General features: G+C 70.8%; 17 protein-coding genes and 1 pseudogene. 7 read left to right on the top strand and 11 right to left on the bottom strand.

From position 1 onward, the window contains the following. Positions 1-20: 20 nt before the first annotated feature. Positions 21-1,037 (bottom strand): LacI family DNA-binding transcriptional regulator, encoded by a 1,017-nt coding sequence (locus tag AC1DYN_RS19235; RefSeq protein WP_477962455.1) that lies wholly within the window; start codon positions 1,035-1,037, stop codon positions 21-23. A gap of 4 nt (positions 1,038-1,041) precedes the next feature. Beyond that, positions 1,042-1,551 carry a DUF2306 domain-containing protein gene (locus tag AC1DYN_RS19230; RefSeq protein ID WP_477962453.1) on the bottom strand — a complete coding sequence of 170 codons (510 nt, stop codon included), beginning with the start codon at positions 1,549-1,551 and terminating at the stop codon, positions 1,042-1,044. A gap of 183 nt (positions 1,552-1,734) precedes the next feature. Between AC1DYN_RS19230 and AC1DYN_RS19225 the strand changes: the two genes are divergently transcribed. The 3 genes from AC1DYN_RS19225 to AC1DYN_RS19215 all read left to right on the top strand — a co-directional run bounded on the left by AC1DYN_RS19225 (position 1,735) and on the right by AC1DYN_RS19215 (position 8,258). Continuing rightward, positions 1,735-3,321, top strand: coding sequence for a DUF1501 domain-containing protein (locus AC1DYN_RS19225; protein ID WP_477962451.1), 1,587 nt, complete (start codon positions 1,735-1,737; stop codon positions 3,319-3,321). A gap of 18 nt (positions 3,322-3,339) precedes the next feature. Continuing rightward, complete coding sequence (locus tag AC1DYN_RS19220; protein WP_477962449.1) at positions 3,340-6,612, top strand: hypothetical protein; 3,273 nt, start codon at positions 3,340-3,342, stop codon at positions 6,610-6,612. 68 nt (positions 6,613-6,680) lie between these two features. After that, a complete protein-coding gene (locus AC1DYN_RS19215) occupies positions 6,681-8,258 on the top strand; it encodes an MFS transporter (RefSeq protein WP_477962447.1) in 1,578 nt (525 codons plus the stop codon). Positions 8,259-8,281: 23 nt separating this feature from the next. On the opposite strand, the gene AC1DYN_RS19210 is transcribed toward AC1DYN_RS19215, so the two are convergent. Beyond that, positions 8,282-9,925, bottom strand: a complete 1,644-nt coding sequence (locus tag AC1DYN_RS19210; protein WP_477962445.1) for a rhodanese homology domain-containing protein — start codon at positions 9,923-9,925, stop codon at positions 8,282-8,284. After that, positions 9,922-10,494 carry a cysteine dioxygenase family protein gene (locus tag AC1DYN_RS19205; RefSeq protein WP_477962443.1) on the bottom strand — a complete coding sequence of 191 codons (573 nt, stop codon included), beginning with the start codon at positions 10,492-10,494 and terminating at the stop codon, positions 9,922-9,924. Before AC1DYN_RS19205 ends, AC1DYN_RS19210 begins: the two co-directional genes overlap by 4 nt. A gap of 116 nt (positions 10,495-10,610) precedes the next feature. Here AC1DYN_RS19205 and AC1DYN_RS19200 point away from each other — a divergent pair, with 116 nt between their 5' ends. Next, positions 10,611-11,702: an LLM class flavin-dependent oxidoreductase gene (locus AC1DYN_RS19200; RefSeq protein ID WP_477962441.1), complete on the top strand. Its 1,092-nt coding sequence runs from the start codon at positions 10,611-10,613 to the stop codon at positions 11,700-11,702. 11 nt (positions 11,703-11,713) lie between these two features. Then, positions 11,714-12,655, top strand: coding sequence for an ABC transporter substrate-binding protein (locus AC1DYN_RS19195; protein WP_477962439.1), 942 nt, complete (start codon positions 11,714-11,716; stop codon positions 12,653-12,655). 121 nt (positions 12,656-12,776) lie between these two features. On the opposite strand, the gene AC1DYN_RS19190 is transcribed toward AC1DYN_RS19195, so the two are convergent. Together AC1DYN_RS19190 and AC1DYN_RS19185 are read right to left on the bottom strand one after the other, a co-directional pair. Beyond that, positions 12,777-13,208 carry a hypothetical protein gene (locus tag AC1DYN_RS19190; RefSeq protein WP_477962437.1) on the bottom strand — a complete coding sequence of 144 codons (432 nt, stop codon included), beginning with the start codon at positions 13,206-13,208 and terminating at the stop codon, positions 12,777-12,779. A gap of 25 nt (positions 13,209-13,233) precedes the next feature. After that, positions 13,234-13,383, bottom strand: coding sequence for a DUF1877 family protein (locus tag AC1DYN_RS19185; protein ID WP_477962435.1), 150 nt, complete (start codon positions 13,381-13,383; stop codon positions 13,234-13,236). Positions 13,384-13,565: 182 nt separating this feature from the next. On the opposite strand from AC1DYN_RS19185, the gene AC1DYN_RS19180 reads away from it, so the two are divergent. Continuing rightward, positions 13,566-14,156 (top strand): helix-turn-helix domain-containing protein, encoded by a 591-nt coding sequence (locus AC1DYN_RS19180; RefSeq protein WP_477962433.1) that lies wholly within the window; start codon positions 13,566-13,568, stop codon positions 14,154-14,156. 1 nt (position 14,157) lies between these two features. Further along, entirely contained in the window at positions 14,158-14,685 is a 528-nt protein-coding gene (locus tag AC1DYN_RS19175) for a GNAT family N-acetyltransferase (protein ID WP_477962431.1), read from the top strand. A gap of 4 nt (positions 14,686-14,689) precedes the next feature. Here AC1DYN_RS19175 and AC1DYN_RS19170 read toward each other — a convergent pair whose 3' ends face one another. The 5 genes and pseudogenes from AC1DYN_RS19170 to AC1DYN_RS19150 all read right to left on the bottom strand — a co-directional run. Further along, positions 14,690-15,022: a hypothetical protein gene (locus AC1DYN_RS19170; RefSeq protein ID WP_477962429.1), complete on the bottom strand. Its 333-nt coding sequence runs from the start codon at positions 15,020-15,022 to the stop codon at positions 14,690-14,692. Next, positions 15,019-15,633, bottom strand: a complete 615-nt coding sequence (locus AC1DYN_RS19165) for a hypothetical protein (RefSeq protein WP_477962428.1) — start codon at positions 15,631-15,633, stop codon at positions 15,019-15,021. Before AC1DYN_RS19165 ends, AC1DYN_RS19170 begins: the two co-directional genes overlap by 4 nt. A 58-nt stretch (positions 15,634-15,691) precedes the next feature. Next, positions 15,692-18,391, bottom strand: coding sequence for a putative bifunctional diguanylate cyclase/phosphodiesterase (locus AC1DYN_RS19160; protein WP_477962426.1), 2,700 nt, complete (start codon positions 18,389-18,391; stop codon positions 15,692-15,694). A gap of 145 nt (positions 18,392-18,536) precedes the next feature. After that, a complete protein-coding gene (locus AC1DYN_RS19155) occupies positions 18,537-18,839 on the bottom strand; it encodes a DUF1330 domain-containing protein (RefSeq protein ID WP_169668745.1) in 303 nt (100 codons plus the stop codon). Positions 18,840-18,893: 54 nt separating this feature from the next. After that, positions 18,894-19,372, bottom strand: a pseudogene (locus tag AC1DYN_RS19150) (metallophosphoesterase); the annotation flags it as partial.

Here is a 19,372-nt window from a genome sequence, read left to right as displayed (position 1 = left end):
TTACCCTCAATTTCGTGGCTTCAGCTGCTCGCCCGCTCGACGATCGAGAACCCGACGTCGATCACGCGCTGCGCCAGCGTCTCGCGGCTCGCCCGGCTGACGATGCACTGCGCCGCCAGCTCGCCGATCTGCCGCGGGTCGACGCGCACGCTGGTCAGCGCCGGGTCCAGGTCGGCGGCAAAGTTCAGGTCGCCGAAGCCGACCACCGCCAATTGCCTGGGCACCGCGATGCCGCGCGCATGCGCCTCGGTCAGCACGCCCAGCGCCACCAGGTCGGAACTGCAGAACACGGCGTCGGTGTCGGGCGCGTGCCGCAGCAACTCGCCGAGCGCGGAACGCCCATGCCCCAGCCGGGTCGGTGCCGGCACGAACTGCAGCACCGGTTCGACCAAGCCGTGCGCCATCGCCTCGGCCGCAAAGGCTGCGGCCCGCCGCCGCGCGCGCGGGTCGTCCCCGCCGATCACGGCCAGCCTGCGCCGTCCGCGCTGCGCGAAGAAGCCCGCCACCGCACGCCCCACCGCCTCGTGCGAGAAGCCCACCAGCACGTCGATCGGGTCGGCCGACAGGTCCCAGGTCTCGACGATCGGGATGCCCGAGGCCAGCAGGCGCGCGCGCCCCTGCGCGGTGTGCAGCACGCCGGTCAGCACGATGCCGTCGGGCCTTCGGCTGATGATGTCGGCCAGCAGCGCGTCCTCGCGCGATTCGCTGTAGCCGCTCTGCCCCACCATCAGCTGGTAGCCGCGCGCCTCGAGGCCCTCGGTCAGCGCCTCCAGCGTCTCCAGGAACATCGGCCCCGACAGCGTCGGCACCACCGCGGCCACCAGCCGGCTGCGGCTCGAGCGCAGCGCGCCCGCAGCCCGGTTGGGCACGTAGCCGGTCTGCGCCACCGCGGCGCGCACCTTGGCCACCGTGGCCTCGGGCACGCGATCGGGCCGGTTCAGCACGCGCGACACCGTCATCGCCGACACGCCCGCGACGCGTGCGACATCGTTGACGGTGATGCTGAGGTGGCTGGGGGCCGGGTCGCGGTCTTTCATCGGTTCAGGCGGACGCGGCCATGCCGGCGGCCCGGTTGCGCGCACGCAGCTGCAGGCACTGCCAGCCCGCGCCGATCACGAACAGCACGAACAGCCCGCCGGCCACCACCTGCAGCTCGGGCGCATCGGCGTTCGGCAGCAGCGGCTTGCCCAGCGGCAGCCGCGTCGTCGTCTCGGTGACGCCGGGGATCATGTGGAAGAAGAAGGTCAGCGAGTAGCTGACGGTCTCGACGTACGCCGACCCGCCGCCGAACAGCTTGCGCCGTCCTGCCAGCGCGGCCACGCCCAGCACCAGCAGCGTCAGGATGCCCAGCATGTGCGGCTTGCCGAAGCCGCCGTGCTGGAAGATGCCGAAGCCGGTCAGGCAGGTGAGCACCGTGGCCCAGATGTAGACGCGGCCGGTGGTGTTCCCCGCGACGATGCGCTGGTCGCGAAAGAAGGCCACCAGCCCCGCCGCGACGGCAACCAGCGAGATGAGCGTGTGGACGATGCCTAGCGGTGTCAGACCGAACATGGGATTCCTCCATCGGGTTGAACAAGGGCCGAACACTACAGCAGGCCGTGTCGGATGACCATCGCCATCGCGGCCTTCGCACGCGGCGCTGTCCAACATCTTGGGGATGCCGTTGCGCCCGCAGGCTCCTAGCATGGGGCCAGCCTGACCGCTGGTCGGCGCCATCGAGAGGAGGGACGCGTGATGAGGCACTGGACCCGACGTCACTTCCTCGCGCACGGCGCACGGCTCGGCGGCGCAGCCGCCGCGATCGCGATGCCGTCGCTGTCGCTCGCAGCCGGCGAATGGGGCGAGGTGCCGGCCGGCGTGTGGCCGGCACCGCCCGACACGCGCATCCTCGAGATCCACCTGCTCGGCGGCATGGCCCCGTTCGAGAGCTTCTACTTCCGCCCCGTCAACGGGTTGCGCACGCGTGGTTTCGATACCGAGGTGTCGGCCCTGAACTGGAACACCGGCCTGGCGGCCTGCAACGGCACGCCGCCCGGCCCGCCGCCGCTGCCCTCCCAGTTCCTCGCCAACGACGAGAACGGCAAGCCCGTCCACCTCGGGCCGTTCGCCGCCAAGCTGTGGCCGGCGCACATCCGCAACCGCACGCGCGTGGTCGTGCTGCGGCACGACCTGATGCCGCACGAAGCGGCGATCCCCTACGTGATGACGGGCCTGCGCATCGGCCGGCCGACGCAGGCGAGCCTCGGCGCCGCCATCCAGCAGCGCCATCGCGCGCTCGACGAGAGCGCCGGCCTGCCGGTACGCACCGCGCCCTACGCCTACGGCCTGCTGCCACAGGACGCCGGCTTGAACAACCTGCTGTTCTCCACCATGGGCCAGCTCGGCGCGCACGACGGCAGCGCCAAGCCGCTGGTGCTGCGCATCGGGCCGCTGTTCTCCACCTTCATCTCGCAGCTCGGGCGCCCGGGCATGACGTCCAGCGCCGATGCGCTGCTCGACAACCTGCGCGCGCAGTACCGCGACTGGCTGCGCCTGCAAGGCGCCACCGCGCCGGCCGCCCTGGTGCGCTCGAAGGCGTTTCGCGACTACGACCTGGCCACCGCCAACCTCTTCAATGCGCCGTCGCTGGCCAGCTTCTTCCAGACCCTGCCGCAGACCATCGCCAACGGGGCCGGCTGCGCCGCCGAGGCGCTGCCCTTCACCACCGGGGCGAACACCACCGAGGCCGCGCTGAAGGCCGCCGTGTTCCTGCTGACCCGGCCATCGCCGCTCAATGCGCGCTACGTGCAGGTGGTCGATTCCGGCATCAGCAAGTTCGCCGGCCTGCCCTACGACGTGCACTCCGTGCGCAATGCCACCGACACCGGCAGCAACCTGTGGAACACGCTGTCGACCCTGATGGGCATGGTGCGCGACCCGGCCAACCCGACGCCGGCCGATGCCGACAAGCTCGACCTGTCGAACACGCTGATCTGCATCAACACCGAGTTCGGCCGCACGCCCTTCAAGAGCTTCATCAACGCGCCGTCCGCCGGCTCCACCGGCCGCGATCACTGGCCCGACGCCTTCTGCAGCGTGATGATCGGCGGCCCGATCGCCACGTCCAAGGTGCTGGGCTCCATCAGCGACGCCGCCAACCTGGGCGCGGTGGCCGACATCAGCTACACGCCCACCGACCTGCGCGCGGCGCAGCTGCTGGCGATGAACATCGACCCCTTCGAGGCCGAGAACTACCAGCTGGGCGCGCTGTCGGCACCCTTCGCCGGCGCCGTCGACCACACCGCCGGGATGGTGGCACTGCGCCAGAAGTTCTTCGATTGAGAGGAAGAAGGTGTTGCCATGAAACCCCTGCATCTGCTGCCTTTGCGCCACCCCTTCCTGACGGCGCTGCTGCTGGTCGCCGTGCTCGCCGGCTGCGCGGCACTGTTCCCGCTGGTGCCGAAGGAGGATGCCAACGACGCCGCCTTCGTGCGCCAGGTGATCCCCATCCTCTATGGCCGCAAGGCCCGCGGCTACGACGAGGTCAAGCTGATCAGCGACCTGATCGTGAAGACCGATCGCGAGACCGCGCTGCGTGCGCTGATGGACCGCCCCGAGTTCGTCGACCACTGGGCCGAGGTGCTGGTCGACGACCTGCGCATCGCGCGCGAAGGCGAGCTGGCACAACCCGCCTGCTTCGGCGCGCCGCTGCGCGCCACCCCCGACGGCGCACTGGCCACCTTCATCGGCGACGGCATCCCGCAGGGCACCGCCCCCGGCGGGCCCTTCAACATGAGCGACGTGGTGCGCTCCGCGCTGGTGGCCGACAACCTCTACCCGGTCTACAAGGCCCAGCTGTACGCGCTGATGAACGTGCTGCCGTTCGCGAGCGACGAGCTGCAGACGCGCGAGCGCATCGGCGGCCGCTTCACCGAGACCTTCCTGAACCGGCAGATGGGCTGCCTGGTCTGCCACAACAGCGAGTCGTCGACCTCGGGCGCGCCGTCGGGCTGGAACCGCACCCACCCGATCCGCGGCCTGTTCGAGAAAGGCCTGTTCGGCGCATCCACCGGCGAGCCGCCCAACAATGCCTTCGCGATGTTCCGCACCGACGTGCGCTTCGGCGCGTCGGCCATCAACCCCTGGGGCATGCAGAGCTGCGGCAGCTACAGGACCTCGCTGCCCAACGACCCGAAGGGCATCACGCCGTACTTCGCGGTGTCGCAATCGCAGACCTTCAGCATCCACGACGTGCAGGCGGTGCTGCAGTTCGGCTACCTCGACCTGAAGGTGGACGGGCTGCAGCGCACGCTGCCGCCGGCGGTGCAGGCCACCTGCAATTTCTGCTCCGCCAACTGCCAGGGCTCGAACATCGACATCACCCAGGTGGCCAACAACGCGCCCGGCGCGGCGGCCGTCAAGGCCCTGCTGATCAACCGCTGCCAGGGCTGCCACGGCGGGGCGGCCAACCTGTTCATCACCAGCGGCGCCGACTGGGCGAACGACCTGATCCTGCAGTCTTCGGGACAGGTGGCCGGCAAGAACCTGGTGCAGCCGGGCGTGGCCGTCAACAGCTACCTGATCAACAAGCTCAACGGCACCGGCATGGCCGCGAACACCTCGCGCATGCCGCTCGGCGCTGCGGCGCTGAGCGCGACGGAGATCGCCCAGGTCAGCACCTGGATCAACGGCATCGCCTCGCAGACGGCCTGCGCGCAGTGCGCCGCGACCGATTGCTCCCAGGTGCGCCAGGACGTGGCCGGCCACGAGGCCTTCGCCTTCCTGGTGGCCGAGCGCGTCGTCAACAACGTCTGGGAAGAGACGATGGGCTACCCGCTGACGATCGCCAACTACTTCTCGCGCAACGTCGGCCAGCAGCAGATCCTGTGGAACCTGACCGAGTACAAGCTGCTGCCGCGCGACTGGTCCATCAAGGACCTGCTGGTGCGCATCCTGACCTCGGACTTCTTCAACCGCGTCGCGCCGAAGGCCACTGTCGCGAGCACCGCGTACCAGCTGCCGCCCGTCTACGACCCATGGATCGAGGCCGACCCGCGCGTGCCGCCGGTCAGCACGCCGGGCTATGACTCGAACGCCCATCCGGAGAACCACAAGAACGCGATGAGCGAGGGCGTGCACCGCTATTCCGCACGCAACCTGGCGAACTCGGTGCACATGGCGCTCGACTGGCCGGCACCGCGACGCACGCCATCTGCCGTCACCTACCCGAACGACGAATTGATGCGCTCGATCGGCTACTACTTCAGCGAAGAGCAGCCGGGCTTCCAGACGGTGGACTTCCAGGGCCAGCTCGCCTGGGAAACGGTGCACGGCACCTGCAGCAAGCCGGCCGGCGTCGCGGTCGACTGGATCGACAAGCTCGGCACCGCGATCGGCGGCTTCACGCCGACGCCGCCGGCCGGGCCCCTGACCGTGCGCGACGTGGCCACCGTGCTGCGCGACTGGCTGCTGGCGGACGGCACGCTGACGGCCACCGCCCCGGTCGGGCTGGTGCAGAACGAGGTCGAGGCCTTGCGCACGCTGTTCGGCGTCGCCAGCCTCGACGATGCGCTGCCCACGGTCACCGGTCTCGCGGGCAAGCTGCGCGCCGCCTGCGGCATCTACGTGGAGTCGCCGCAATTCGAGCTGGCGGGCATCGTGCCCAGCGGCCTGACCGTCAAGCCCCGGCTGCGCGTGTGCAACACGGCCGACTGCAGCTACCAGGAGATGTGCAATGCCTTGCGGCCGAGCGTCGACAAGGCCTTGCCGTCGCGTTCGTTGCTGCTCTGCGGGATCGACTCGGTGAACGTGGTCCACCTGATCGACCCGCCGATCTGGAAGGAGTTGTGCCCGGGCGGCTGGTGCGGGCGCATCCCGAACTACATCCCGGAGATCTGCGACCCGTTCGGCGGCTTCACGCCACGCGGTCTCTCGGCAAGCGCCGACGCGATGGGGCCGGCGGCGCGGGCACTGGCGCTGACCATTCCCGGCGCCGGGTCGCCGCTGGCGTGCCGGATGCAGGCACCGGGCTGCGATCCGCGCTGTGCCCGCCTCGACTGCTGCGGCGGCCCGCTCGGCAAGCAGCTGACGCCGCGCGACGGCCTGATCGCCTGGGCCGACGGCGCGCTGGTGGCCGGTGCCGAAGGGGTGCTGATCCGCCCGCGCGACGCCACCGTCTACGAGCCGCTGCAGCCGGGGCGCAACCTGGCCAGCGGCGACCTGCTGGCGCTGCGCCCCGGCAGCGTGCTGGAGATCCGCACGGTCGAAGGCAAGCTGCTGCGCACGCCGGCCAAGGGCTTCGGCAAGGGCGACGAGCACCCTGCCGTCTTCATGATGATCTCCGGCGCGCGCGCGCTGCAGCCCGAGCTTGTGCCGGGAGGGGTGGCCCCCGCGCCGATCCCGCCGGCGCTGACGGCGGCGCGGCGCGACCGCAGCCTGCGCATCCTGTCGACGCCGTGGGCGGCGGCCGGCGAGGGAGGCACGCCGTTGACGGCCGAACGCCGCCAGGGCTACCGCTACACGCCCGAAGAACTGAAGCTGCCGGAACTGCGCAAGCAGGGCTTGCTGACACCGGCGATGGAGGCCGAGATCAAGCGCCTGAACCTGGAAGGCGGGCCGCCCTTGCCGCGTTGACCCGTGGCCCGGATGCCCATCCGGGCTGCGGAAGACGCGTCGCCGCCGAACCGGCAGAATGCCGGCACGTGAACCCCGCCGGCCAGACCCCCTGCGACAAGGCCGCCATCCTGCATGGCGCCGCCAGCGCGCCCGTCGCGGCACGCGGCCAGCGCTGGACCCTCGTCGCCGCCATCCTCGGCTCCGGCATGGCCTTCATCGACGGCAGCGTCGTCAACGTCGCACTGCCCGCCATCCAGCGCGAACTGAACGCCAGCGCGGCGCAGCTGCAGTGGGTGGTCGAGGCCTACGCGCTGTTCCTGTCGTCGCTGCTGCTGGCCGGCGGCGCGCTCGGCGACCGGCTCGGCCGGCGACGCGTCTTCATGATCGGCGTCGGGCTGTTCACCGTGGCCTCCGCGGCCTGCGCGCTGTCGCGTTCGGCCGACCTGCTGATCGCCTCGCGCGCGCTGCAGGGCGTCGGCGCGGCGCTGCTGGTGCCGGGCAGCCTGTCGCTGATCGGTGCCAACTTCGCGCAGGCCGAGCGCGGGCGTGCCATCGGCACCTGGTCGGCGATGAGCGGCGTGGCCGCAGCCATCGGCCCGGTGGCCGGCGGCTGGCTGGTCGAGCACTATCGCTGGACCTGGGCCTTCTTCGTCAACCTGCCGATCGGCGCGGCGCTGCTGCTGGTCTGCGCGTACCGCGTGCCGGAAAGCCGCAACACGCCCGATGCCTCGAGGATCGATGTCCCCGGCGCGGCGCTGGCGACGCTGGGGCTGGCCGGCATCGTGTTCGCGCTGGTGCAGGCGCCGCTGCGCGGCTGGGCCGCCGTCGACGTGCTGATCGCGCTGGCGCTCGGCATCGGCGGCCTCGCGCTGTTCGTGCGCACCGAGGCCCGCAGCGCCGCGCCGATGGTGCCGCTGGGGCTGTTCCGCATCGGCGATTTCGCCGGCGCCAACCTGCTGACGCTGCTGCTCTATGCGGCCCTCGGCGGCGGGCTGTACTTCCTGCCGCTCAACCTGATCCAGGTGCAGGGCTACGGCGCCGCGGCCGCCGGGGCGGCGCTGCTGCCGTTCATCGCGATCATGTTCGCGCTGTCGCGCGCGGCCGGCCACATCGTCGACCGCTTCGGGCCGCGGCTGCCGTTGATCGCCGGGCCGCTGGTGGCCGCGGCCGGCTTCGCGCTCTTCATGCTGCCCGGCGTCGGCAGCGGCTACTGGAGCGGCTTCTTCCCGGCCATCGTCGTGCTGGGCCTCGGCATGGCGGTGACGGTGGCCCCGTTGACGACGACGGTGATGAACGCCGTCGGCAGCGAGATGGCCGGCGTGGCCTCGGGCGTCAACAACGCGGTGTCGCGCGCAGCCGGCTTGCTGGCGGTGGCCGGTTTCGGCCTGCTGATGGCCTGGGGTTTCGAGCAGCAGCTTGCGCAGTCGCTGTCCGGCCTGCACCTGCCGGCCGCGGCCACCGACGCGGTGCTGCAGCAGCGCGACCGCCTGGCCGGCATCGTGCCGCCGCCGGGCCTCGATGCGGCCGGCGCCGCCGCGCTGAAGCAGGCCGTCGGCGGCGCCTTCGTCAGCGGCTTCCGGCAGGTGATGGGCGTGTGCGCGCTGCTGGCCTTGCTCAGCGGCATCAGCGCGGCCTGGATGATCGGCCGCCGCAAGAACCCGTGAACGGGTGGCGCGACAGCGGGCGATCAGATCGGCGAGAAGTGGTGCGTGCCGTCGCGCTCGAGCTGCGCGACGAGGCCGAACTCCCAGTCGAGGTAGGCCTGCATCGCCGCATGCGCGTTGTCGGTGCCCTCGTACGGGCGCCGGTAGCGGTCGATGCGGGACGACGCGAGCCGGGCGTCACCGCTCTCGACGGGGAACCCCGCGTCGGCCCAGGCCGCGGTGCCGCCCTGCAGCACGTGCACCTCGGCCTGCGGGCCGAGCTGCGCCTGCAGGTCCTGCGCGGCGAACGGTGCCAGCAGCCCGGTGCCGCAGGTGACGACGTGACGGCGCGCCGGAGGCAGTGCCTTCAATGCGTCCTGCAGCTGCGAACGCAGCACGAACCACGCGCCGGGAATGTGGCGCTTCACGTGGCTCGCGCAGGGTGCGACATCCAGCACCAGCACATCGTGGCCGGGGCTCGCGAGCCAATCCGCCAAGGTCGCGGGCGTGATGGCGTGCACGGCTGGCGGTGTCGGCCGCGGCGGCGCATCGGCACCGGTCTGCGGCGCATCGCTTGCAGCATCGACGTCGAGCAGCGCGACCTCCCAGCCCATCTGCGCGAGCCATGACGCGCTCATCTCGGCACGCACCCCGGCGTCGCGCGACCCGGCCGGCGTACCGTCGTGGTCGGCCAGCACGATGCGTGCGCCACGCACCGGCGCATGCACGTCCGTCTCCTGCACCAGCTGGCCGCCGGGCGCGCTGCGAAAGCCCGGCCGGTGGCCGGCGGCGTATTCCTCCGGCGTGCGCACGTCGAAGCGATATGTGGTGCGGCCGGGCTCGGCCACCCAGTGCGCGAGTTGCGCGGCACCGATGCGGCGCACACCGGCACGTTCGGCCACCGCGCGTGCACCGTCGCGCGCGGCATGCCGCGCCGCGTCGCTGGCCGGGCGGAAGCGCCGGGCGGCACCGTGTTCGAGCTTCTGGCCAGCCAGCGTCCAACCGATGGTGCCGTTGCGCAGCGCGCTGACCGGGTTCGGGATGCCGGCGTTCACCAGCGACTGCGTGCCGATGATGCTGCGCGTGCGGCCGGCGCAGTTGACGATCACCCGTGTCGCCGGATCGGGGGCCAGGTCGCGCACCCGCAGCACCAGTTCGGCACCGGGCACGCTGGTGGAACCGGGGATGTTCATCGTCTGGTATTCGTCGAAGCGGCGCGCGTCGAGCACCACCACGTCGGCCTTCGCGTCGAGCAGGGCCTGCAGCTCTTCGGCCGCCAGCGACGGCGTGTGGCGCCGGGCCTCGACCCACTCGCCGAACGACTTGCTGGGCACGTTGACGTCCTGGAACAGCTCGAGCCCGGCCGCGGCCCAGCCGGCCAGCCCGCCGGCCAGCAGGTGCACCTGGGTGTAGCCGAGTTCGCGCAGCCGGCGCGCGGCATGCAGCGCGTCAGCGTCGTCGTTGCCGCTGCCGTTGCCGTAGACGGCGATGCGGGTGTCGCGCCGCGGGATGCGGCCCCAGGCATCGAGCTCGAGGCGGCCGAGCGGCAGGTTGGCCGCCCACAGCGGGTGCGACTGCGCGAACGGGTCTTCCTCGCGCACGTCGAGCACTGCGATCTCATGGCGGGCCAGCAGTGCGGCATGCACCTCGGCGGGTTGCAGCAGCGGGAAATCGTCGTGATGGCTCATGTGAGTTCAGGCAAGGGCGAATAGCCGGAGACAAAGGGCCGGCGCTGGCCGTCCTCGGTGTAAACCGAGCGCTCGACCGCGCCGATGTCGGCGCCGTAGACGTGGATGCTGATGGACGTGCGGTCGTCGAAGGCATTGCGCACGCGGTGGATGTCGCCGATCGCGGGCGACACGGCTTCGACCTGGCCGCGCTCGATGCGCAGCGGCGCGCCGGCCGCTTCCAATCGTCCGGAGCCGGTGAAGCGATAGCCCTGCGACAGCTCGGCGCCGCGCAATACGCCGATCAAGCCCCACACGGTGTGGTCGTGGATCGGTGTCTCCTGCCCCGGGCCCCAGACGAAGCTGACGACCGAGAAGCGCGACAGCGGGTCGCGGTAGAGCAGGTACTGGCGGAAACGGTCGGCGCCGGGCACCGCGTGCGTCGCCGGCAGCCAGCCCTCGTCTTCGATCAGGCCGCCGAGCAGCGCCCCGCCCTCGCGACGGATGCGTGCTTCGTCGGGTCGCGCCAGCAGCAACCGCGAGAAGTCGGCGATGAAGCGTTCCAGCATCGTGCAAGCGTAGACCCGCATCCGCGATCCGTAAATCATGGATAGCGCATATGCAGCGCCGAAATCCTTCGTTGCCGCGGCGCGGTGCGGCTCGCTACCGTCCGGTGGGTCGACCCGACAGGCAGCAGGACACGGCAGTGAGCATCGAATTCATCGGCATGATCCAGGGGCAGAAGGTTTCGGAGACGCACCCCGCGCAGGGCCCGGCCATCGACCGCGACTACGTGCGGCGCTTCGCCCAGGCGCACGAGCAGGCGGGCTTCGACCGCATCCTGGTGCCGCACCACTCCACCGGCCCGAGCGCGACGCTGACCATCGCCTACGCGGCGGCGCACACCGAGAGGGTTCACTACATGCTCGCGCACCGGCCGGGGTTCACGGCACCGACGCTGGCGGCGCGGCAGATCGCCTCGCTCGACCAGTTCAGCGGGGGGCGGCTGGGCGTGCACTTCATCTCGGGCGGTTCCGACGACGAGCAGAAGCGCGACGGCGACTGGCTCACGCACGACCAGCGCTACGAGCGCACCGACGAGTACCTGACGATCCTGCGGCGCATCTGGACCGAAGACCAACCGTTCGACCACGAAGGAAAGCACTACCGCTTCCAGGCCGGCTTCTCCGAGGTGAAGCCGCTGCAGCAACCGCACGTGCCGGTGTACTTCGGCGGCGCCTCGGACGCCGCGATCCCGGTGGCGGGCAAGCATGCCGACGTCTACGCGCTGTGGGGCGAGTCGCTGGAGCAGGTGGCCGAGCTGACCGGGCGCGTGCGCGCCGAGGCCGCGAAGCACGGCCGCAGCGTGCGCTTCTCGGTGTCGTTCCGCCCGATCCTGGCCGACACCGAAGACCGGGCCTGGACCCGTGCCGAGCGCATCCTGGAAGACACGCGGCGCTTGCGCGTGCAGGCCGGCTACAGCCGTGGCGGGCCGCAGCAGAGCGTCGGCGCCCAGCGGCTGCTCGCCGCGGCGCAGAAGGGCGCGCGCGTCGACAAGCGCCTGTGGACGGCGATCGCGCAGGAGACTGGCGGGCGTTCGAACAGCACCGCGCTGGTGGGCACGCCGCAGCAGGTGGCCGAGGCCTTCCTCGACTACCACGCGCTGGGCGTGACGACCTTCCTGATCCGCGGCTTCGATCCGCTGGAGGATGCGATCGACTACGGCCGCGAGCTGATCCCGCGCACCCGGCAACTCGTCGCCGAGCGGCTGGCGGCCGGCTCGCGCCGCGCGGCGTGAAGGGCGTGGCGATGAAGCACCATCCGACCCGTCGCCGGTTGATCGTCGGCGCCGCCGCAGCCCTGGGCGTGGGCAGGCTGCAGGCGCAAGGCGTGCTGCTGAAGGCCGGCGACCAGAAGGGCGGCCTGCGCGCGCTGCTGGAAGCGGCGAACGAGCTGCAAGGCCTGGGCTACCAGATCCAATGGGCCGAGTTCCCGGCCGCGGCGCCGCTGGCCGAGGCCTTGAACGCCGAGGCGGTCGACCTGGGGCCGATCGGTGATGCGCCGCTGATCTTCGCGCTGGCCAACGGCGTGCGCGTGAAGGCCATCGGCGTGAACCGCTCGGATCCGTATGGCACGGCGGTGCTGGTGCGGCCCGATTCGCCGCTGAAGACGGCGGCCGACCTGAAGGGCAAGCGCATCGCGACCAACCGCGGCTCGATCGGGCACCACGTGGCGCTGAAGGCGTTGGCATCGGCCGGGCTGAAGCCGGATGCGGACACCTTCCGCTTCCTGCCGCCGGCCGAGGCCAAGCTGGCGTTGACGCAGGGCTCGGTGGATGCGTGGGCGACGTGGGAGCCGTACACCGCGATGGCGGAGACGGCGGGGCATGCCCGCGTGCTGGTCAACGGGCGGGGGTTGTCATCGGGCTTGAGCTTCCTGGCGGCCACCGACAGCGCGATCGCGGCCAAGCGCGCGGCGCTGCAGGATTTCGCGCAGCGCGTGGTGCGGGCGCAGCGCTGGTCGTACCAGCACGTGCCGGAGTTCTCGGCCGCGCTGGCCCGCATCATCGGCATCCCGCCCGAGGCCGCGCGATTGCAGTTCGAGCGGCGCCGGCAGCGCTGGATCGCGGTCGACGCGCAGGTGCTGGCAGACCAGCAGGCGACGGCGGATTTCTACCTGGAGGCCGGGCTGCTGAAGCAGCGGCTGGAGGTGCGCAACACCTTCGACGGCGGGTTCGCGCCGGCGGCCTGAGGGATATTCGGGTAGCCCGGATGCCAATCCGGGAACGGCGCTGCACGACGCACGAATCCCGGATTGGCATCCGGGCTACAACACATTCGATGGGATTGCGCCCGCGGGGCAGCTCCGCGGTTCAGGTACGGCGCTCGCGCAGAAGCGCCATCACGAAGGCGCCGCCGAACATCGCTGCCATCCCCCAGGTGTAGTCGGCCAGCACCAGCGCGCACGAAGCGCACATGAAACCGGCGCTGAGGAACAGGTTGTCCTCGCCCCGCCGCCGGGCCCACAGCGCGGAAGCCATCGCCGCGACGGCGAGGTAGATCCCGAAGCCGAACACGGCGGTCAATGCCGTGTCGTCATTGAGCGAGAACGGGTCCCAGGCCTTGAGGCGGCTCTCATCGCGCGACCCATCGGCAATCAGCCCGAGGCGATCCATCCACCGCAGCAGGTAGCCTGCATGCGTCTCGCGGGCGAGCTCGATCTGCTTGACGAACGCAATCAGCATGACGGCGAGCACGCCGATGACGATGGCATTGATGCCTTGAAGGTTGCGTCGCCCGCTCATGCCGAATCTTCAGTGGTGCGACGTATCAGGCCAGCCAGAGGATCATCGCGTCGCCGCGCGCGGCGGCATCGCGGTACAGCGTCACCATCGCGGCATGGCTCTCCATCAGGAAGTCCAACGCGCCCTGCCCTTCGCGAACCCAGATCACATCGGGATAGATGCGCTTGTCCGCCATGTCCTGCCGACATCGGCACGAAACTTCCCATCATCCCCATGGCGCGCCCTCTCCTCTTGCGACCCTCGGCATCATGCCGGCAATTGGCTCACCGCCCACCACCACGCGCGCGCGTTGGCCTTGTACGAGCGCACCCACGATCCCCTTGACAAGGCAATCCACCATATTGGATGATTATTCCAATGGATGATTTACCCACTTCCTCCCTCGGCGACCGCATCGCCCAGCGCGTGCGCGAGTTGCGCGCCGCGCGCAACCTGTCGCTCGACGAGCTGGCCACGCACTGCGGTGTCAGCCGCTCGATGATCTCGTTGATCGAGCGCGGCGAGAGCAGCCCGACCGCCGTCGTGCTGGAGAAGCTGGCCACCGGGCTGGGGGTGTCTCTGGCCTCGCTGTTCGAAGCCCCGGACGCCATGCCCGAGCCGGTGTCGCGGCTGGCCGACCAGCCGCTGTGGCGCGACCCGGGCTCGGGCTACGTGCGGCGCAATGTCTCGCCGCCCGGCTTCGCATCGCCGATCCAGATCGTCGAGGTGGCCTTCCCGGCCGGCGCGCGCGTCAACTACGAGACGGCCGCCCGCACGCCGCGCGTGCACCAGCAGGTGTGGATGCTCGAAGGCAGCATCGCGATCACGCTGGGCGACGAGCAGCACCGGCTGAACGCCGGCGATTGCCTGGCCATGGTGCTGGACCGGCCGATGAGCTACCACAACCCCACGCGCAAGCCCGCCCGCTATGCCGTGGTGATCACCACCGAAACCGCCCCCTGGAGATGAGATGACTGCCGCAGCATTGACCGTCCGCCGACTGACCGCGCTGGGCCCGGCCGAGATCGAATCGTTGTGCGCGGTGCTGGTCGACTGCGTCGAGGGGGGCGCGTCGGTCGGCTTCATGCAACCGTTCAGCCACGCCCGCGCGCAGGCCTTCTGGCGCCGCATCGCCGACGGCGTGGCCAGCGGCGAGCGCGCGCTGCTGGTGGCCGAGGACGCGCTCGGCATCGTCGGCACCGTGCAGCTGGTGCTCGACATGCCGGACAACCAGCCGCACCGTGCCGACCTGTGCAAGATGCTGGTGCATCGACGCTCGCGGCGCCAAGGCACCGGCGCGGCACTGATGCGTGCGGCCGAGGCGCTGGCGCGCGAGTGCGGCAAGACGCTGCTGGTGCTGGACACCGCGAACCCGGATGCCGAGCGGCTGTACGAGCGCGAAGGCTGGCAGCGTGTCGGCGCGATCCCGGACTACGCGCTGATGCCCGACGGGCCGCTGTGCGCGACGACCTACTTCTACCGGCGGCTGGCAGCCTGAAGGCTCAGCGACCCACCGACGCGCACAGCCGCGCCGCCGTGCGCACGTGCGCCACCAGCACCTGCGATTCGGCCGCCTCGTCGCGCTTCAGCGCATGAAAGGTGGCGGCCTGCCATTCGGGCTCGGTGACGCTCTGGCCGAGGCTCTTGCCCCAGCAGCTGCACATCGCCTGCGCGGTCTGCTGCGACAGGCCACCCGCCTTGGCGTCGGTGACGCAGCCGGCTTCCAGCTTCACGCGGTATTGCGCGACCTGCTCGGGGCGGATCTCGGCGGGGGATTGCTGGGCGGTGGCGATGCCGGCCTGCAGCAGCACCGCGATGAGCCAGGCCCTGGTCATGGCAGCCCCGCCACCTGCACCGGGCAGTGGCCCAGCGTGCGCCGCAACTCGCCGATGAAGCGCTCGGCGTAGGCGGCCTCTTCCGGCGCGTTGGATCGGTACGAGACGCGCAGCTTGATGAAGTTGTCGCGCATCACGGTCAGCCAGGTGGCGGATGTCAGTTGCAGGCCGGCGTTCATCTCCATCGTGAAGCCCTGGTGCACGAACTGCGGGCCGCAGCCGGGCAGCGCAGTGAGCAGCGGCGCGGTGTCGGTCAACTCGACCGCGCGCACCTGCCCGGTGGCCTGCAAGGACTTCGCCTCGCCGATCACCTGCTCGAAATGCCGCCGCACGACCGGCGCGGCCAGGTCGCCGGGAATGCTGCGCAAGCCGCCGTTGTAGACATAGATGCCGACGCGCAGCGAACCCCATTCGTTCTGATAACCGTAGCTCGCGCCCAGCGCCTTCTGGCCGAAGGTCTGGCGCCCTTGCAGCGACAGGCCCCCGAGCTTGCCGGGAAAGGTGACGTCGATCGCATCGTCATGCTCGGACGCCCAAGCGGCGCTGGACAGGAGCAGGCTGCACAGCAGCACGGTCGCGATGCGCGGCAGTGGCGAGGAGATGATGGCCATGGCTGCACTGTGCCAGCACTGCAGGGCGGCCGGCAAGCCCGTGTTCAGGCGGGACGTTTCAGGCCGCCACCAACGCCGGCTGCCTGTCGCTCACCAGCAGGCTGGTCGCCGTCACCGCCGGTGCCGGCCGCGAATGCAGGAAGCCCTGCACGATGTCGCAGCCCCAGCCGTTCAGCACCGACTCCTGCGCGGTCGTCTCGACGCCCTCGGCCGTCACCGACAGCCCCAGGCTGTGTGCCAGCTCGATCACCGTGCGCACGATGGTGTCGTCCTGCTCGCTCGCGCTCAGCTGGCTGATGAACGAGCGGTCGATCTTCAGCCGGTTCAGCGGAAAGCGCCGCAGGTACGACAGGCTCGCATAGCCCGTCCCGAAGTCGTCGATCGCCAGCTGCAGCCCCAGCGCCCGCAGCGCATGCAGCCGCGCCACGCTCGCCTCGGCATCGTCCATCACGCTGCCTTCGGTGATCTCCAGCTCGATCTGCGCCGGGTCGACGCCGGTCTCGGCCAGCGTCTCGCGCACCGTGGTCATGAACTCCGGGTGGTTGAACTGGCGAGGCGAGATGTTCACCGCCACCACCGGCGCACCCAGCCCCGCATCGGCCCAGGCCTTGGCCTGCAGGCACGACTGGCGCAGCACCCAGGCGCCGATGCGCACGATCAGCCCCGACTCCTCGGCCAGCGGGATGAACTGCGCCGGCGACACCATCTTGCCGTCGTCGTGCCAGCGCAGCAGCGCCTCGAAACCCTTGATGCTGCCGTCGCGCAGCGTGCGCTGCGCCTGGTAGTACAGCTCGAAGTCGCCGTGCTCCAGCGCCTTCTTCATGCGCGACTCCATGCGCAGCTTGTCGCGCTGGCCCTCGCCGATGCGTGCGTCGTAGACCACGAAGCTGTTGCCCGGCTCGGCCTGCGCCTGCAGCTTGGCCAGCTCGGCCAGCCGCGCCACTTCATCGGCGTTCTTCGCGTCCTTCGGATACTCCGAGGCCCCGACGCCGATCGACACCATCAGGTCCTGGTTGCCGATCTCGAACGGCATCTCCATCGCCTCGGTCAGCGCCTCCAGCGCCAGCCGCAGCCGCGTCTCGTCGCCACCGAAGCGGAAGATCGCGCCGAAGGTGACCCCGTCGACGCGGTACAGCCGGCCCCCGTGGCGCGTCGCCGCATCGTCCAGCCGCGTGGCGATCTGGCACAGCAGGCTGTCGCCCAGTTGATGGCCGACGCTGCCGACGATCAGGCCGAACTGCTTGACCGACAGCGTCACGCCGCAATACGGCTGGCCGGCGAGCGCCGCCACCTCGGCCTCCATCGCACGGCGGTTCAGCAGCCCGGTCACCTTGTCGTGCGTGCTCGCGAATTCCAGCTGCTCGTTGTTGACGGCCAGCTGGCGGTTCGCCTTCAGCGAGCGCAGGTACAGGCGCCAGGCCGCGACGACGCCGACCGCCAGCGCCGCCACCAGCAGGAAGCCGAGCGCGCGCTCGTTCTTGCGCCTCGAGATCTCGACCGCCTGCAGCTCGTTGTCGTGCTGCAGTTGCTCCAGCTGGCGCTGGCGCTGCTGGAAGCTCGACTCGCGCTGCAGTGCGACGACGGTGCTGTGGCGATCGCGACGCTCGAGGTCGGTTTCGAGCAGCAAGGCCTCGCGCAGGCGGTCGAGGGCCTGCACGGCCTGCCCGGCACGCTCCAGCGCGGCGGCATAGCGGTTCAGCTGGATCAGGTATTCGGCATCGCGCCCGGCCTTGCCGAGCATCGCCAGGCCCTGGTCGGCGAGCTGCCGGCCGGTCAGCAGGTGGCCGGCGCCGAGTTCCGCCAGGCCCTGGTTGACCAGGGCACGCGCGGCGGTGCCGCGGTCCTGGCGCTGGTCGGCCAGGCGCTGCGCCCGCAGCGCGAACTCGCGCGCTGCCGGGTAGTCGCGGTGGCCGAGGTACAGCGTCGACATCGTCAGCAGGGTGTCGAGCTCGGTGCTCAGCCAGTTGCTGCCGCCCATCTGCGAATTGACGCCGGACGCCGGACGCAGCACGCTGCCGGTGAGCGCGGCCTGCTGGCGGGCATGCTCGGCACGCTCGGGCTGGTGCGACGCTTCGGCGGCCAGCGCGTCCATGATCCAGCCCGAGGTGATCAGCGCGACGTCGCCGGCGCGGCTGGCGAGCTCGCGCACCCGGCGCGATTCCGCCAGCGCCGCGGTGGTGTCGCCCTTGACGATGCGCAGCGGCGTCAGCGCCTGGTAGGCCTGGGCCTCGCGGCGCGGGTTGCCGCTGGCGCGCGCCGCCCTGACCGCGCCTTCGAGCAGGCGGATGCCTTCATCGATCTGGCCGTTCGAGGTGGCCAGGTCGCCGCCCGTCATGTCGACCCAGTAGCTCAGATCGGGGCTGTCGACCTTCTCGGCCAGCGGCACCGCGCTCTCGACCCAGCCGAACGCGGCCCGCACCTGGCCGGAGAACTGCAGCACGCAGGCCTTCAGCGTGTAGGCCGACGCCAGCGCCGCGGCATCGCCGGTGCGCTGGCCGATCTCGGTCAGTTCCTCGATCGCCGCCTCGGCGACCGCGGGCTTGTCGATCGCCGCATGGGCATAGCCCCAGGCAGCCAGGAAGATGCGCAGGTCGTCGCCGCCGCCCGCACGGGCCTGCGGCTCGACCTGGCGCAGCGCGGCGATCACCGACGCCGGCTCGTTGCCGTGCTTCGCCTCGATCGCGAACACCGCATCGCCGATCGCGCCGGCCTTCACCGGCGCCGCCAGCACCAGCGCGCAGCCGGCCAGCAACAGCACAGCAGCCGCCGCGACGCGGCGTTGCCAGGAGGGGTTGGGGCAGGCGAAGGAGACCACACGGGTTTATCGGCCCGCGCGCAGCCTCCCTTGAGAAGGGCGATTGCCTACACAGGCCCGCCGGCCGTGCGCAAAGTCTCGCTTGGCGTCAGGGCTGGGGGCCCTCGTAGCCCTCGATCACGACGATGTCGAGCGTCGAGACCTTCTCGCGCAGCCTGATCGCGGCCTGGTAGTCGTCCGACTTCCAGCAGGCGAGCGCCGCCTCGTAGGACGGGAACTCGAGCACGACGTGGCGTGCCCGGCTGCTGCCTTCGACCACCTCGAAGCCACCGGCGCGCACCAGGAAGCGTGCGCCGAAACGCTTGAACGGCGCCGCATTGGCCGCCTGGTAGGTCTTGTAGACCTCGGGATCGGTGATGTCGGCGCGAACGATCCAGTAGCCCTTGGGCATGTCAGTCTCCGGAGTCTGGGAAAGGACCCCGGAGCTTGCCATCAAAACGCGCCCTCAGTTGAAGCTCAGGCCCGCCGCGTTCGCGTTGACCAGCTTCTTGTTCTTGAAGTCCACCGTGAAATGGTCGCTGGGCTTGGCCGACCCCAGGCCCTTGAAGATCGCGAAAACCTGCTTGAACTGGCTCTGGAAGGCCACCTGCACCGCGTTCTGGTCCGAGGGCTTGTCGCCGACCTTGACGATCGCCGCGGGCGCCGCCGGGAAGGCCGACATCAGCAGCTTGTACTGCTTCACGCGCAGTTCGCCCATGTCGCGCAGCGCCAGTTCGCCGGCGTACACCGTGCGGTGGAAGTCGCCGTAGAAGTCGTACGGCGTGACGGCGGCCAGCACGTCGAAATCCAGCCCCGCGGCCGTGGCCAGCGCGCGCGCCTTGGTGGTGGCGGTGGCCCAGTCGGCCGTCAGTTGCGTGGCCGGCGCGGCCACCGGGCTGGCCGGCGGCGTGCCGGCGGCAGCGCAGGCGGCGCTCAGCGGCACGA

This window comes from Rhizobacter sp. P2_D12 (assembly GCF_056404395.1).
Note: the sequence above shows the minus strand (reverse complement) of the source record. Positions and strands in the feature narration are given on the sequence as shown.